Origin of the sequence: Oceanobacter sp. 4_MG-2023, assembly GCF_030689165.1 — a bacterium.
Lineage (GTDB): Bacteria > Pseudomonadota > Gammaproteobacteria > Pseudomonadales > Oceanobacteraceae > Oceanobacter.
This window is the reverse complement of the sequence record NZ_JAUYVV010000024.1, coordinates 36,494-50,878: the sequence shown is the minus strand read 5'-3', so window position 1 is coordinate 50,878 and position 14,385 is coordinate 36,494. Positions and strand designations below refer to the sequence as shown.

Here is a 14,385-nt window from a genome sequence, read left to right as displayed (position 1 = left end):
TGGTTGCGGGAGCAGGATTCGAACCTACGACCTTCGGGTTATGAGCCCGACGAGCTACCAGACTGCTCCATCCCGCGACATCATCTTACTACTTTTTGTTGCTACTCTGACCTAAACCGCACACTGAAAAAATGGTTGCGGGAGCAGGATTCGAACCTACGACCTTCGGGTTATGAGCCCGACGAGCTACCAGACTGCTCCATCCCGCGTCAGAGGTTGCATATAATACGGAGAGCCTCCCTGTCTGTCAAGGCTTATCAACAAAGAAGACAGGATCTGCTGCGCAAAGCCAGATAGCGATGAAAAAGCGCTCTACAGGGGTGGTCTGAAGCCGGTGGCGGTGATACGTTACCTGTAACAAAAATAACAACAATGACATTACTTATGAGTGCATATCTTACTCCGACATTGACGTCGGCCGCGTTGCATCCTTTGTTCCAGCTCATGCGTGAGCGGGGCCTGAACCCTGACGAGCTTCCTGAGCTGGCCAAGGACTGGGGTAGCAGCCAACTACAATTTCCTGTGCCTGTGTTTGATCGTATCGTCGAACAGGCTGGCCAATTCCTGAAGACACCGGCCATCGGTGTGATGATGGGTAGTCGGCTGGATTGGCGACGCTTCCGGTTACTGGCGTATCTATTGAGTGAATGCCGTACGGGCCGTGATGCGCTGTCACAGTTGCGACGTTATTACCCACTGATCAGCGATAGCCATTCTCCCGATGTGTTTATCGGGCAGCAGGCCGTCAAGGTAGTGTTTTATGTCAGTGAGGGGAGCGCGCAAGCGCGTCAGACCCGAGCGGAGCTGGTCGCGGCCGGTATTCATGATGTCGGTTCCCGGCTGGGTAACGGCTTCTACAATATTACGGGTATTGGTTTTCAGCAGCAGCCTCCTCAGTACCGGGATCAACTCGATCGTTATTTTGGTGTGCCGGTTCGTTATGGCGAAAGCTGCAACTGGATCAGTTTCTCCAGCGACTATCTCGACAAGTCGATGAAGAAAGCCATGCCGTTCCTGGAAGCCATGCTCGAGGGAGCGGAAGTCCCTTGGCGCTCGGAAGACACGGAACGCCCTTTCAGTCGCAAGTTACGCCATATTCTTTATTACTGGCCCACCTGTCTGCCAATGACCAAGGAGGCGGTGGCTGATTTATTGGGCACCAGCGCCAGGACATTGACTCGGCGACTACAAGAAGAAGGCAGCCAGTTCTCGGAATTAAGCAAGCATTGCCGTTTGGTACGCGCTGCGGCGGCGTTGAAACGTACCAGTAAAGATGTGCAGCAGCTGGCTAATGAACTGGGGTTCTCTGATCGTCGTGGATTCGAGCGGGCTTTCAAGCAGTGGACTGGGCAAACACCGGCTGCGTTTCGGCGTCAATGGCGCAACCAGGCGGTTGCTGCCGTTTCCAGCCTGTCGCCGCTGGAATCCAATATCGGCTTCTACTAGCGCTATCTCGCAACCGGTTGATCCTGCCTGGTTGGTTGCTGTTTTTGCTGAACGGAAAACAGTAACCAACCGGAGACTATCGTCAGGTATATCGGCTATCTGCAACAGGAGATAACAGCGGCCTGTTCAGCCTCTGTTTATTGTATAAGTTCCTGCAGCTCCGTCATGCGGTCACGAACCAGTGCCTTGTCGGCAGCATCAACCGATTCCATTTCATCGATCATTGTCAATGTTCCCCGAAGCATCGATTCCATGGCGTTAAGTTGCTCTGCTGGCATATTACCGCTGCTGCGCATTTGCTGTACTTGAGCCAATTGCTGCTGTACCTGGGCACGGCTTCCACCTTGCTCGTTCATATCGACTGCCAGCATGCCCAGGCTGATTTCGGTGGTAATCCGGGTCCATTGTTCAACGCTGTCAAATCCGACGGCGGATAGTTGCTGGCTGAATTCACCATACAATCCCGATGTTTTCAGGCTGTTGATACCTTCCTGGAACATCGCGGCCATGCCGTCTGTCATTGCCGCATTCCCTTGTGGCATCGCATCTTCGTGTTGATCCAGCCAGACCTGTACCGTTGGCATGGATTTAATCCACACATCCAGTTCCGTGGCGGTCAAGGCCCACGCCGGGGATGCTGCCAGCATGGCAGTCAGTGTGATAACTCGACGCATATAATAATCTCCGTTGCTATATTCTGAAGCGATATTCTGGGGTGATCATGCCGCGAGGTTATCACAGCTGGGTCAGGGAGCGACGGGCATAGCGTGGATTTCTATCAAAACCTGCTGATCAAAATCACCGATGGCCGGCAAGGTGGCAAAGTGTCCGCGATCCAGCGCGGCAGAGGCAGGGCAAGCTGTCGCAGCAAGCATTGCATTGGCTGACTGGCTGTCAGATATCGCTTGCCAGGCATTAACAGGCTCTGCCGTCAGCCCCGCTGGAATGCAATCGTTCAGGCGATTGAGCAATCCGTGGCTGCTGGGGTCATACAACAGATCACCAGCCAGGTACAAATCAAAGCCATCCCAATCATGCTCGTTCACCGAATCCAGAACCACTCCGTTCAACCGGGCATTGTGTTGTGCAGCCAGGGTCGCCAGCGGGTCAATATCGCAGACGGCCACTCGACTGGCTCCCTGTCGCTCAGCCTGAATCGCCGCTATGCCGCTGCCACACCCGACATCCAACACCCGCTTGCCGGCCACCAGCTGCGGGTGCCTGGCCAAATAGCTGGACATGGCGCGTCCTCCTGCCCAGGCAAATGCCCAATACGGCATATACCGCCACAGAGCCGCTACTTCCTGACTATTGAACAGTCGTCCCTGCTGGATAGCCAGCAACCAGAGCTGTATGCCATGTTCCAGCGTAACCGGTTCCAAGCCGGCATTGGACCAAACGTCGTGCTGTTGCAGTCCGGCCAACAAGTCCGCCGGGGGATAATGCATCACACTGGTCATGTGCCACCGCCATAACGCGCCTGGGCAGCGGAGACTTTTTTAAGATAGTTACGGGATTCCTGACTGGGATGACTGGATAGAATGGTGCGGTACACCTGGCTGGCCGACATGGCGTTAATGCGGGCAACGGCTTTTTCACGGTCACTGTGGAAGGTTTTATACAGGTTCCCTGCCCCTCCGTTGTAGGAGGCAATCATGCAATACAGTTGTTTTTCGGTACCCTGGATATCACGTAAATAACGATCCCGCAAAATCGACAGATAGGCAGTACCAATATCAATATTCTGTTCTGGACGCAGCAGGACATCACGACCGGGGCTGCCACTGCGCTGGTAGATTTTTTCATATACGTCCTTGCCTGCCGTCCGACTCATTACCTGCATCAGGCCATAAGCACCGGATGGCGACACGGCGAACGGGTTAAAACTGCTTTCGGTTTCAATAATGGCCAGAATCAGTGGCGCCGGTACGCTGTAACGAATCGCGGCCTGTTGCACCAGAGTGCCATATTGCTGGGCGCTGACCTGTTGAAATTCCTGCACCATCGGAATCGAGACCCAGTAACGATTGCTTTCTTGTTGTAATTGGTTAGCCACCAGGTATTCGGCATAACGTCGGGCACGCCAGGAATATTCAATCAGCTGGCCATCGTGATCTTTTACCTTGCCGGCCAGAAACGGCGTTCCGGTCAGGCCAAAGTCGGCAGCAGTGCGCAGATCCACCGCTGCCGGGTCCGCCGGGGTCAGCAAGGTCGCTTCGATAGCGTGTGTCAGCGCTTGCAGTGGTGTTTTACTGCCACGGTTTTCGATATGGATGGTCCCGGCATCAAAGTCGATACGTACCTGGGTATGGTAATTATCCAGATACTTCACCAGTGACCGCACTCCGGAAACAGCCAGGTCTCTTCCCCAGACCTTATTGGCCCGATCCGGAAAGAACATAAACTCCAGAATCACCGACTGTACATCGTCCGACAGCTCAGCGAAGTTTTCCGGTAGCTCGGCATCTGCCAGAGCCAGGCATCCCGTCAGTGGAATGCCCAGCAGTAAATAACGGCATTGGCTCCATCGCCACGATCGCGGTCTGAACACTTTGTTCAACAAGGCCAGAACCGGCAATAAAAGACCTTCACCACAGTATATCCTTATCCAGAAAAGTCCGTAGTGTAGCCGCCTGCTTTCTGGCTGTCAGCGTCTGGCCTGACGACGGATGGCATTGGTGGAGAAATCACTTTCATTCAAACCGGTATCAAAAAAGCGAAAGCTGCGCGGCCGCTCGTTATCCAGCCCTTCGGTGTAATAGCGTCCGGATGGAAAATCATAGGTGACTTCGAGCGTGGTCATCATCAAGGGCATATCGTAGTAGTTGATCAAATGCCCTTCCGTCATCTGTATCAGTGCTCCGTGCTGATCGTATTCTTCGGCATACACAATCGACCACGAATCTTCATCGAGATAATAACGGCGCTTGCTATAACGGTGACTGAAGCCAACCCGCAAGTTGGCCTCGATCACCCACACCCGATGCAACTCATAACGCAGCAAGGCAGGGTTCAGGTGATGTTTGGCCAGAATATCGTCCAGCGCCAGATCCCCTTGGTGTACCCGATAGGCATTGTATGGAATATAGATTTCCTGTTTGCCCTGCAAATCCCAGTCGTAATAATCGGGAGCACCGTTAAACATATCAACCTGGTCAATGGTGCGTAACGACTGACTGTTGGGGTCCGGTGTGTCGTATGCCAAATCCGGTGTCCGGCGCAACCGTCGAGCACCCGGTGTATACACCCACGACTTGCGCCGCGCTCGCATCTGATCCAGGGTTTCATGGACCAGGGTCAGGCTGCCGGCCTGATGCGCTGGTGCCAGTGTTTTTCGTGTTAACAGAAAGATTTTGTTTTCCAGTTCGGATGATTTTATGTCCGCCTCGCTGTATTTGAAGTAATAGTTGTACTCCCGCAAGGTGTCCATTCGCTGGCCGTTGGTGGTGATCAAGGAGCTGACTGCTTCGTAGGAGACCGTCTGCCCCCGAAATCTCAGGGTGTGATTCCAGAGTACTTCCAGGCCATTGGCTGGAATCGGAAACGGCGAACTCATCACCGCGCCGGTAACCCCCGAGCCATACGGTAATAACTGTGCCGTGGCGGCATTGGACTGGATGGCATCATAAACATAATCAGGGTACGACGCTGAACGGTGGCTGGGGTAGACATTCAAATACATATCCGGGTAACGCTGCAGCAGCTGACGCTGCCCTTCGGTCAGCTGGTCCTGATAAGCACCGAGGTTGCCAGCATCAATCCGCAACAGCGGCTTCTCGCCGGCATAAGGGTCGGGATGGAAACCGGTTTCCCACGGCCCTTGATCTTGTGGCAAGCCGCCTGTCCAGGCCGGAATGGTACTGCCGTTACCTGCGCGCTCCGCCCCCAGGGGCGTCAGGTCCTGCTGTAATCGTTTAATCTCACTATCCGGCAACTCTGCCCAGGATGGCATTGCCATACCCAGCAACCACACAAGCATACTTATTATTTTCATGTTTTTATTTACCTGGCAGCCGCGCGTCTGATGAACCAGTCACTCTGCTGTTGTTGTTATTACTGTTATTGTTATTGTTATTCCATCGCTATCGATAATGAGGCCACTCCCCACCAATGATCAATTTCACCTTACAAAAGGCAACATTTTGATCATGAATAAGAAACTGAGAGCCCATCAATCTCATACTTTAGAGTGACATTAATACGAATGCCTTTTGAAAAATAAAAAAATATAACTTTTAGGTTATATGGAAAGATCCGTAGAGCGCCTGAATATCTGACCAATACGGGCAGCCTGTACGGCACGCACGGTGGCGGGAGTAACGCGCTTGAGGCGTGCCAGGGCAACGCCGATTAATGGTAAAAAAACCGGTGAATTGGTCGCGCTGGCAACCACTGCCGGAGCCATATCCGGTGCATCGGTTTCCAGTAACCAGGCGTCCAGTGGCAGCTGCTGCACAGTGCGGCGCAACCGATGGGCATTGGGCCGTAATAACAGCCCACCCAGCCCCAACCGAAAACCCAGATCAAGATACTGCCGGGCCTGCTGTTCACTGCCACTAAAGGCATGGATAACACCCCCCTGGTCAAACCGGGTTTGTCGCAGTGCCAGAATGATCTCATCATGCGCACCAACACCATGCAGGATCACCGGCAGTCGATATTGTTGCGCCAGCTGTAGCTGGGCATCAAACAACCGCCGCTGACGCAGGCGTATCGCCGGGTCCATCTGCCGAACCCGGTGCAAACCAAACTCCCCCACCGCGACACAGTCCGATGTCACCAATGCATGCTCCAGCCAGTCCAGATCGTCCATCGTGTGCTGATCAATAAAAAAAGGATGCAGACCCAGGGCAAACCACCAAGGCCGCCCCTGGCAAAACGACGCCAGTTGTTTGCCTTGCTCACAGCTAATCCCTGGCACGATCAGGCCCGTCAGCCCCAGACTTTCACAGTGCTGCCACACCGCCTGACGGTTTTGCGCAAAGACCGGGAAGTCAAAGTGGCAATGACTGTCAAACCAGCCTGACAGAACAGGAGAGACAGGGCCATCTGTTGCCGCGGGCTTATTCATACATAGCGGTATTCATCGATTGTCTACCTTGGGCCTTGGTGGCCGTTGTCAAATTTATGACAAGTCGTCCCTGTTTTCGTCAGAATATTACCCTAAACAGCATAACAATCGCCCCAAATGCCTGCCTGACCACGCCACCCGTCGCTACCATGACGATTTTGGGGGCATAATAATAAAAACAGGGATGGCGCTCTTTTTGCTTCGATATTTAATACTGCCAACTTATCCGACACTGATTATCCGACACAGGAAGGTGAGCAATGATGCTAACGCCTCACGAGCTCAGAAGTATTATTCATCCAACGCTGGACTATCTGGGTTGTTATTCTGTTGCCACAGAAGAGCAACTGGTTGCTCTGGCACAAGCACAATGCCGCCGCCCGCTCAATAACCACGACAGCACTTCTCTGTACCCGATTGATAACGATCTGCACCAGCAAATCTGGGATCAGTACCTGGCATTCAATCCTGATCAGGCCAGCCTGATTCGGGGACTGGCGTCGCAGCGACAGTTTCTGATTGATCCCCACCACGAATTAAAAACCAACCTCAGTTATGCCACCGCCATTGCCTGGGCTGTTTTTATCGCTTATCCACAAATACTGGCAAACGGCCTGGAGCGGAAAAGTGCCTGTTAAAATGCCAGCTGCTCTTTTACTGCATCCCACAGAGCCTGGTAATTACGCGCCAACGGCACATTAGGCTGGCAGACGACAATCGGGCTGCGTAATTCCAGCATCCGTTCAGCACTGGCAGAATGACCGATAAAAACCGGCAATAACTCTTTGATGGTTGGTGCAACTTCCGAGGCCCATTGCACATGCGCTCGCTTGCGGCGATCAATCAGAGTGACAAATGGCAGCCATTGTTTACTTTTGACCCAGCTGAGATGCTGTTTCGACTGTTCATAGGCCCGAATGGACAGTAACGATGGTTCGATCGGCACCAGAATTTTATCCACCGCCTGTAACACCCCTTCAATTTGCGGTGACAATATTGGAGGGCAGTCAATCACCACCAGCTCGTAATCTTCTCCCAACATATCGATAGCATCACTGGTGATATCTCTGGCGGTACGTTTGTCGGCGACACTTTGGTGAAATTTGCGCAAAGAGATATCCGCAGCCAAAACGTCCAGACGGTCATACTGCGTCGGGTAAATATAACGGCCGATCGGCTTGCCTTCACTCCAGACCTTGTCTTGCTTGCGATCAGTCTCAACGCCCAGAATCCAGGTGGCGGCCCCTTGCGGGTCAAGATCCCAAAGCAGAGTGCGAACGGAGTTGCTGGCGGCCAGAGCGGCCAGGTTAACGGCGGTAGTAGTTTTCCCCACCCCGCCTTTCAGCTGAAATACAGCAATAGCACGCACGAAACGCTCATCCCTTGATAATATTAACGGTCAGTCTAACACGTGATTCTTACGATATATCCCACCAAAATGCTCTATCAGCACGGCCACTCATCACACCCATGCTGAGATCAGACCAGTCTGGATCTCATCGCCATTTAACCGTGAAAAACCGTGCCAGAAAACATCTTTCTGACCCGGCTTGCTGACACGGTTTTCACACTACCCAGGCACCAGGCTCTCGAACGAGAGTTAGATAAGTAGTCAGACGGTAGTTCCCTTGAAAGCCACCCCACAGCCTCCCAATCCACAATAACCGCCGGGGTTCTTGGCCAGATACTGCTGATGATAACTTTCAGCCATATAATAACGAATGCCTGTCCGAATTTCGGTTGTAACCTCTGGCTTGCCTGCTGCCGTCAGACATTGCTGATACTGCTCCCGACTCTGCTCTGCCACCGTCAGGGCTGCGGCATCGGGCAGATAAATCCCGGAGCGATACTGGGTACCGATATCATTGCCCTGACGCATCCCCTGACACGGGTCATGACTTTCCCAGAACACCGTCAACAGCTGTTGTAGCGATAGTTGCTGCGCGTCATACCAGATACGCACCAACTCATTGTGACCAGTCAAACCGCTGCAGACTTCGTCGTAGGCCGGATTAGGGGTATGACCGCCACCATACCCGACCGAGGTAGAATACACCCCGGGCAGCGACCAGAACGCCCGTTCGGCACCCCAGAAGCAACCCATACCTACCATCAGCTCTGATAACCCTGCCGGGCGCTCTCCGGCAATCACATGACCATTCACAAAGTGATGGCTGCTGGTTGGCAAAGGCTCGGAGCGGCCCGGCAAGGCCTCTTCCGCAGAAGGAATGGACATATGTTTTGGACGCCACATAATCAGTCTCCAGTAACGGTAATCGTATTCAGGCAGAGGAATTTTCTACAGGCATCCTATGACAACCTATCCGAATCAGCTATCCCTCTGTTTTCACGGCGTTGGCAGCGGCGGCCATCTGGCTCTGGGCAGTGCCGCCGCCACTCTGGAACATCAGGGCCAACCCTTGTTATTAATCGACTGTGGTCCAGGGACACTGGCACAGGTCCAGCAGCGCTATCAGGCCTTGCCGACAGCTATTTTCATGACCCATGCGCATATGGATCATATTGCCGATCTGGAAATATTGACGGTACGGGCGAAGCTGCAACAGGTCGCCCCCATTCCGCTGTTTGTGCCTCTCAGTGTCATTCCGGTACTGCATCAGCGGCTGGCAACGTATCCGGGCACGATGGCCGAAGGTGGCCATAACTTCTGGCAGTCGTTCCAGTTATTACCAGTCAGCGACCGGTTTGAATACGCCGGCATGACCTTCCACTGTTATCCGACCCGGCATCACGCTCCCGGCTCATCCTTTGCATTGCACCTGCCTGGACAGTTTTTTTACAGTGGCGACACCCGGCCCATCCCTGAAATTCTCAATCACCAGTTAAGCGGCAATGAAGTGGTATTTCACGATTGCGGCCTGATTTCCAATCCATCCCATACCGGTCTCGATGATCTGGCAAAAGAATACCCCGAGGCCTTGCGCCGTCAGCTGGTGCTGTATCACTACGCCAATACAGACGCTGGCCAGCAGCTGAGCGCCGCCGGATATCGGGTTGCCACAGTCGACGCCTGTTTTACTCTGGGTAACGGCACTCAAACCAGTGCAGTACAATCAGCAGCACACCAACCAGCAGAGCAGATCAACCACCGCCGTGAATAACAGCCACCCGGAACTCAACCGGCAGCTACAGCAAATGTTGCCGGATGCCTATGTTTGCCGCCAAACCCTGAGTGCCTGTCCAGAGCTGCAACTCTGGCTGGCAGCACCAGAATGTATCAATCGGCCGTTTGCTGCCGACGAACAATTACGTATTGCCGCACACCCGGCCTATTGGGCGGTGTGTTGGCCTGGCGGTCTGGCGATGGCCCGTTATCTGCTGGATCATCCAGCCATGGTTAAGGGCAAAACCGTACTTGATATTGGTTGTGGTTCCGGCTTGGTGGCCATTGCTGCCGCCTATGCGGGAGCCAAACAGGTGATTGCCTGCGACCTCGATCCACAGGCCCTGATCGCCTGTCGCGCCAATATGGCGTTAAATCCGCTGGCACAACAGCAGACCGAACTGGCGTTATGCAGCGACTTTCTCCAGCTCGGCCAGGTCGATCTGGTACTGGCCGCCGACCTGCTGTACGACCAGCATAACCATGGCTTGCTGGATAAGTTCATAGCGATCAGCCAGCAGGTCTGGCTGGCAGAATCACGACAGCCCGATATCCAGCACCCGGCATTTCACTATCTGGGCCGACACTGTTACCCCACCGAACCGGAAACCGGGCCCAACGATCCTTACGCCACTTCCCTGCTGTATCACTCCCTGCCAACCCGCCAGCCGTAAAAAACCCCTGATACCGGGAGGTATCAGGGGTTTGGTTTTATCACCAGGTCGCTATCTGGCCCAAACTAGCCCAGATCATCAACACTCTCCAGCGTCAGTTCTGAACCAGCCAGCACCTGCATACGTTTACCTGTGGTTACGTTGTAGCTTGAGCTGGCGATAGTATCAACAAACACCCAGTCACAGCTGGCCTTTTCTACGGTAAAGGTCACCAGCATAAAGCCCCGCTGACCGGCATTCAGATACTCAAGGTCATCAATCAAGGTAGTAATCGCCGACTCAAAACCAGCCTGCAAAGCCTCATCCGAACCAAATCCGGCATACAACTCCAGCCCTGGCGAAGTCACCGATGGTGTGGCAAATTCGACACCAATCGTGGTGCCTGACTGAGTCAGCTGGCTGGCCCAGGCATTGTGGGTATCACCCGCCAGTGTCACCAGATTCACATCACGGGACTGGCCGCTGATCTGGGCATACAGCGTTTGACGCGCAACTTCGTAACCATCCCAGGCATCCAGATTATACGGTGCTGTGGTGGCCAATGCGGTGGCGACGTCGTCATCAATATCCATCCCCAGACTTTGCATGTATTTGGCGGTGGCATAGGTTTCCAGCATGGTCGCCAGTGCCAACTGGTCTTCAACGGTTGTCAGTGAGCTCATCGCCAGCAAGATATCTGCCGGGATGTACATTTTCCCCATCAAAACCTGCTGACCCAATACATCCCAGGTGGCACCCGAGGTAGCCAGGCTGTTGCCAAACCAGGCTGTTTGTTCATCCCCCAGCAAGGTACGGGAAGTGTCTGACATGTCCGTCATGAACGCTGTGGTATCCAGCCCAGTAGAAGTGACGTAATCGGTATAATCCAATTGCTTGCTACGGGCCAGAATACGGGTATCCAGCATGTGCAGGCGTACCAGATCGCCAAAATCAAACGCCCGATAGATATGGGCGTTATCGGAACCGGTACGAATCGGCAACCATTCATGATAGGCCTGCTCGGCAGCATCACGACGCTCACTGAATGAGCCTTCGGTCGTTTCATCATGATTCTCGGCACCGTCGATATAGGTGTCGTTGGCCAACTCATGATCATCCCAGACGCAAATAAACGGCTTGGCGGCATGGGCAGCCTGCAGGTTGGCATCCACATGGTATTGCGCGTAACGCTGGCGATATTGTGCCAATGTGGTGATTTCTGCCGTTGGCTCCGGTTGGCGGCCTTCGGCATCTTCAGTGGGGTATTCGTTGGAGCCGTATTCGTACAGGTAATCACCCAGATGGATCACGGCATCGGCATCGCTGTTGGCGATTTCCCGATAAACGTTAAACAGGCCGGCCGGAAAGTTGGAACAGGAACACACCGCCAGTTTGACGCTGTCGACACTGCCTTCCGGCAGGGTTTTGGTCTGACCGATGGTTGAGGTTTCACCATCCTTGCCAGCAAATTGATAATAATAGCCAGTGCCTGCCGACAACCCTGTTACGTCCACTTTAACCGTATAGTCACGGGAAGCATCGGTATACACAGTGCCGGATGCCACCACATCGGTCATGGCAGCGTCAGTCGCCACGACATAACCCACTTCGGCTTCCGCGTCGGCATCCGCGAGTTCGTCCGGCGTTACCCGGGTCCAGATAATCACGGCATCCACCAAAGGATCACCCGACGCCACGCCGTGGCCAAAGACAAATACGGTCAGGTTGCGGCTGGAATCATCGTCGTCGTCATCGGCAAAACAGCCGGTAATTACAGCGGGTACACTCACCGCGCTGGCCGTGCCAGCCACAGATTGCAAAAAGCGACGACGGCTCAAATCGGGAGTACGTGACATACTTGGACCTCAACATAACGAGAGGGCGTAATTGCCCCATCAATGACTTAAAAGGCCATAATCGTAAATATTTGTTAAGAACTTAAGACAGAAAGCCTCCTGAGGTAAATCTTTATCAAGAACTACTGGCGGCATGAGTTTTCCGTGCTGGCCTGCACGGCACGCGTCCATTAAACTCAACGGCCTTTTTTACCGGCCGGGGCCAGATCGGAATGCTAGATAAGAATTCGTTGTCACAACTGCAATCCCTCAAACAGGAAATACACGACAGTGTTCCCAGATTTGAGGGAAAGGTTCGAGCGACTGGCGGACGCTTCGGCTTCGTAGTCACGGACGATAACCAGCAGTTCTACATGTCACCGGAAGAGATGGAAAAGGTGCTTCCAGGCGACAGGGTTGCTTTTCGTGTTGAGGAAGTGGATACCAAAAAGACGCAAGCCATTATCGAAAGCCTGATCAGCACAGAGCTGAGCGACTTTTGTGGGACTTATGTGATCAAGGGTAAAGGCCACTTTATCCAGCCCGATCACCAGGCACTGAACCGATGGATTTTTGTACCACCCAAAGCTCGCCAGAATGCCGAAGAAGGCATGTTGGTCAAGGCGCATCTGTCACAGCACCCTTACCCCGCAGGCCGGGCTCAAGCAGAAATTGATACCGTGATAGGCAGCAGCCAGGATGCCGGTATCGAAGCCCGCTACATGTGTCAGAAATGGAATCTGGCCACAGAGTTCAGCGAAACCGAACTGCAACAGGCTCATGAGCTGGCAGCCGCCGGCATTGATGCCCTCAGCACCGATCGCGCCGACCTGACAGAACTGCCGCTGGTCACGATCGACTCCGCCAGCACCCGCGATCTTGACGATGCCCTCTGTGCGACCGTTACCGATACCGGCTGGACCCTGCACATTGCCATTGCTGATCCGGCAGCGGTTATTCAGCCGGGTACTCCCCTTGACCTGATGGCACGCGATCGTGCGACCTCGGCCTATTTCGCCAATCTGGTGATTCCGATGTTGCCGGCAGCATTGTCCGAACAACTCTGCTCACTGCAACCTGGCGTCAAACGCCTTGCTCTGGTGGCCGAAGTCGCGGTTGATCAGGCTGGTGCCTCCACTCTGACCCGCTTGTCTCAGGCGCTGGTGTCCAGCCAGGCCAAGCTGTCTTACCAGCAAGTCGGTGAATTTATGGCGGATGGCAGCCTCGGTGATATCGATGCCGCTCTGCAGCCGTCATTGGATGCCTTGAAAGATTGTGCCCAGGCACTGGCCAGCCAACGCAAAAACGCCTGTCTGGTGATGGAAGACCGCCCAGACTATCGCCTGATACTGGACGAAAACGGCAAGGTCAAAGACATCGTGCGTCAGGAACGTAACGACGCCCAACGTCTGGTCGAAGAATGCATGCTGGTCTGTAATCGCCTGTGCGCCGATTGGCTGCAGCAACATAACAGCGGTATTTTTATTGAGCACGCCGGTATTCGTACCGAACGTATCGGGGATGTCACCACCCTGCTCAAGGAACAGTTGGGGCTGGAAAAGAAACCCAAAATCAAATCGCTGGAAGACTACGTCAGCCTGATGAAACAAGCGGCAGGCGGTGATGATGGCCTGAATATCAAGCAGATCATCAGTCGCCAGCTTGAGCGCAGTAATCTGACCACCGAAGACAAGCCGCATATGGGCCTGGGCTTCCCCCGCTACACCACCATGACGTCACCGTTGCGCAAATACAACGATCTGTTGGTACACCGTATGATTGCGGCGATTCTGACAGAGCAACCCGTCCCTGCCGTCGACGCTCCTTTACTGAGTGCGATTCAGGACAAGCAAGCCAAGGCACGGGTGGCCGCTAATCAGACGGAATCCTGGCTCAAGCTGCAGTGGTTAAAAACGTTTCCGGCTGATGCCCAGTTTGATGCGGTCATTCAATACGCGACTGCCAATAACATCATGGTGCGTTTTGAAGACTCCGGGGTGGAAGGACAGATTGATCGTCGTAAAGTGAAGGGCAACTGGGCATTCGACAGCAAAACCCTGTCACACAGCAACGGCGAACAAACGCTGGCCATTGGTCAGACTGTCCGGGTCAGTGTGCAAACACTGGAACCGGATAGCCGCGAGCTGAAGCTGGCATTGCAGCCATAACCCATAACCTCCACTGGTATTACAACGGCATTACAACGCCGGAAACAGCCAGAGGAAGCACTTGTCAGAAAGTGCAGCAAGAATAGTA

Annotated in this window: 13 protein-coding genes and 2 tRNA genes; 5 read left to right on the top strand and 10 right to left on the bottom strand. The window is 53.8% G+C overall.

Annotation, left to right across the window (positions count from 1 at the left end; translation table 11 throughout):
- Positions 1–77, bottom strand: a tRNA-Met gene (locus Q8W24_RS14470).
- A 55-nt stretch (positions 78–132) separates the two neighbouring features.
- Positions 133–209: transfer RNA gene (locus tag Q8W24_RS14465), tRNA-Met, on the bottom strand.
- 175 nt (positions 210–384) lie between these two features.
- On the opposite strand from Q8W24_RS14465, the gene Q8W24_RS14460 reads away from it, so the two are divergent.
- The gene (locus Q8W24_RS14460) at positions 385–1,446 is read left to right on the top strand and encodes an AraC family transcriptional regulator (protein ID WP_305452133.1); all 1,062 of its coding nucleotides are present in this window, start codon (positions 385–387) and stop codon (positions 1,444–1,446) included.
- Positions 1,447–1,583: 137 nt separating this feature from the next.
- Here Q8W24_RS14460 and Q8W24_RS14455 read toward each other — a convergent pair whose 3' ends face one another.
- From Q8W24_RS14455 to Q8W24_RS14435, 5 genes are all read right to left on the bottom strand, one after another.
- Positions 1,584–2,120: a hypothetical protein gene (locus Q8W24_RS14455; RefSeq protein WP_305475765.1), complete on the bottom strand. Its 537-nt coding sequence runs from the start codon at positions 2,118–2,120 to the stop codon at positions 1,584–1,586.
- Between the two features lie 72 nt (positions 2,121–2,192).
- Positions 2,193–2,906, bottom strand: a complete 714-nt coding sequence (locus Q8W24_RS14450; protein ID WP_305475764.1) for a methyltransferase — start codon at positions 2,904–2,906, stop codon at positions 2,193–2,195.
- Positions 2,903–4,009 carry a murein transglycosylase domain-containing protein gene (locus Q8W24_RS14445; protein ID WP_305475762.1) on the bottom strand — a complete coding sequence of 369 codons (1,107 nt, stop codon included), beginning with the start codon at positions 4,007–4,009 and terminating at the stop codon, positions 2,903–2,905. Before Q8W24_RS14445 ends, Q8W24_RS14450 begins: the two co-directional genes overlap by 4 nt.
- A gap of 84 nt (positions 4,010–4,093) precedes the next feature.
- Positions 4,094–5,440: a DUF1329 domain-containing protein gene (locus Q8W24_RS14440; RefSeq protein WP_303433337.1), complete on the bottom strand. Its 1,347-nt coding sequence runs from the start codon at positions 5,438–5,440 to the stop codon at positions 4,094–4,096.
- Between the two features lie 246 nt (positions 5,441–5,686).
- On the bottom strand, positions 5,687–6,517 hold the full coding sequence (locus tag Q8W24_RS14435) for a TatD family hydrolase (protein WP_305475760.1): 831 nt from the start codon (positions 6,515–6,517) through the stop codon (positions 5,687–5,689).
- Between the two features lie 260 nt (positions 6,518–6,777).
- Between Q8W24_RS14435 and Q8W24_RS14430 the strand changes: the two genes are divergently transcribed.
- Entirely contained in the window at positions 6,778–7,155 is a 378-nt protein-coding gene (locus tag Q8W24_RS14430) for a hypothetical protein (RefSeq protein ID WP_305475758.1), read from the top strand.
- Here Q8W24_RS14430 and Q8W24_RS14425 read toward each other — a convergent pair.
- Entirely contained in the window at positions 7,152–7,886 is a 735-nt protein-coding gene (locus Q8W24_RS14425) for a ParA family protein (RefSeq protein WP_303433334.1), read from the bottom strand. The genes Q8W24_RS14430 and Q8W24_RS14425 overlap by 4 nt on opposite strands.
- A 243-nt stretch (positions 7,887–8,129) precedes the next feature.
- A complete protein-coding gene (gene msrA, locus Q8W24_RS14420; RefSeq protein ID WP_305475756.1) occupies positions 8,130–8,771 on the bottom strand; it encodes a peptide-methionine (S)-S-oxide reductase MsrA in 642 nt (213 codons plus the stop codon).
- 58 nt (positions 8,772–8,829) lie between these two features.
- Between msrA and Q8W24_RS14415 the strand changes: the two genes are divergently transcribed.
- Together Q8W24_RS14415 and Q8W24_RS14410 are read left to right on the top strand one after the other, a co-directional pair.
- Positions 8,830–9,639, top strand: a complete 810-nt coding sequence (locus Q8W24_RS14415) for an MBL fold metallo-hydrolase (protein WP_305475754.1) — start codon at positions 8,830–8,832, stop codon at positions 9,637–9,639.
- Positions 9,632–10,315 carry a methyltransferase gene (locus Q8W24_RS14410; protein ID WP_305475753.1) on the top strand — a complete coding sequence of 228 codons (684 nt, stop codon included), beginning with the start codon at positions 9,632–9,634 and terminating at the stop codon, positions 10,313–10,315. Before Q8W24_RS14415 ends, Q8W24_RS14410 begins: the two co-directional genes overlap by 8 nt.
- Positions 10,316–10,380: 65 nt before the next feature.
- On the opposite strand, the gene Q8W24_RS14405 is transcribed toward Q8W24_RS14410, so the two are convergent.
- The gene (locus Q8W24_RS14405; RefSeq protein ID WP_305475752.1) at positions 10,381–12,150 is read right to left on the bottom strand and encodes an alkaline phosphatase; all 1,770 of its coding nucleotides are present in this window, start codon (positions 12,148–12,150) and stop codon (positions 10,381–10,383) included.
- Between the two features lie 212 nt (positions 12,151–12,362).
- Here Q8W24_RS14405 and Q8W24_RS14400 point away from each other — a divergent pair, with 212 nt between their 5' ends.
- Complete coding sequence (locus tag Q8W24_RS14400) at positions 12,363–14,297, top strand: VacB/RNase II family 3'-5' exoribonuclease (RefSeq protein ID WP_305452142.1); 1,935 nt, start codon at positions 12,363–12,365, stop codon at positions 14,295–14,297.
- Positions 14,298–14,385: the final 88 nt, after the last annotated feature.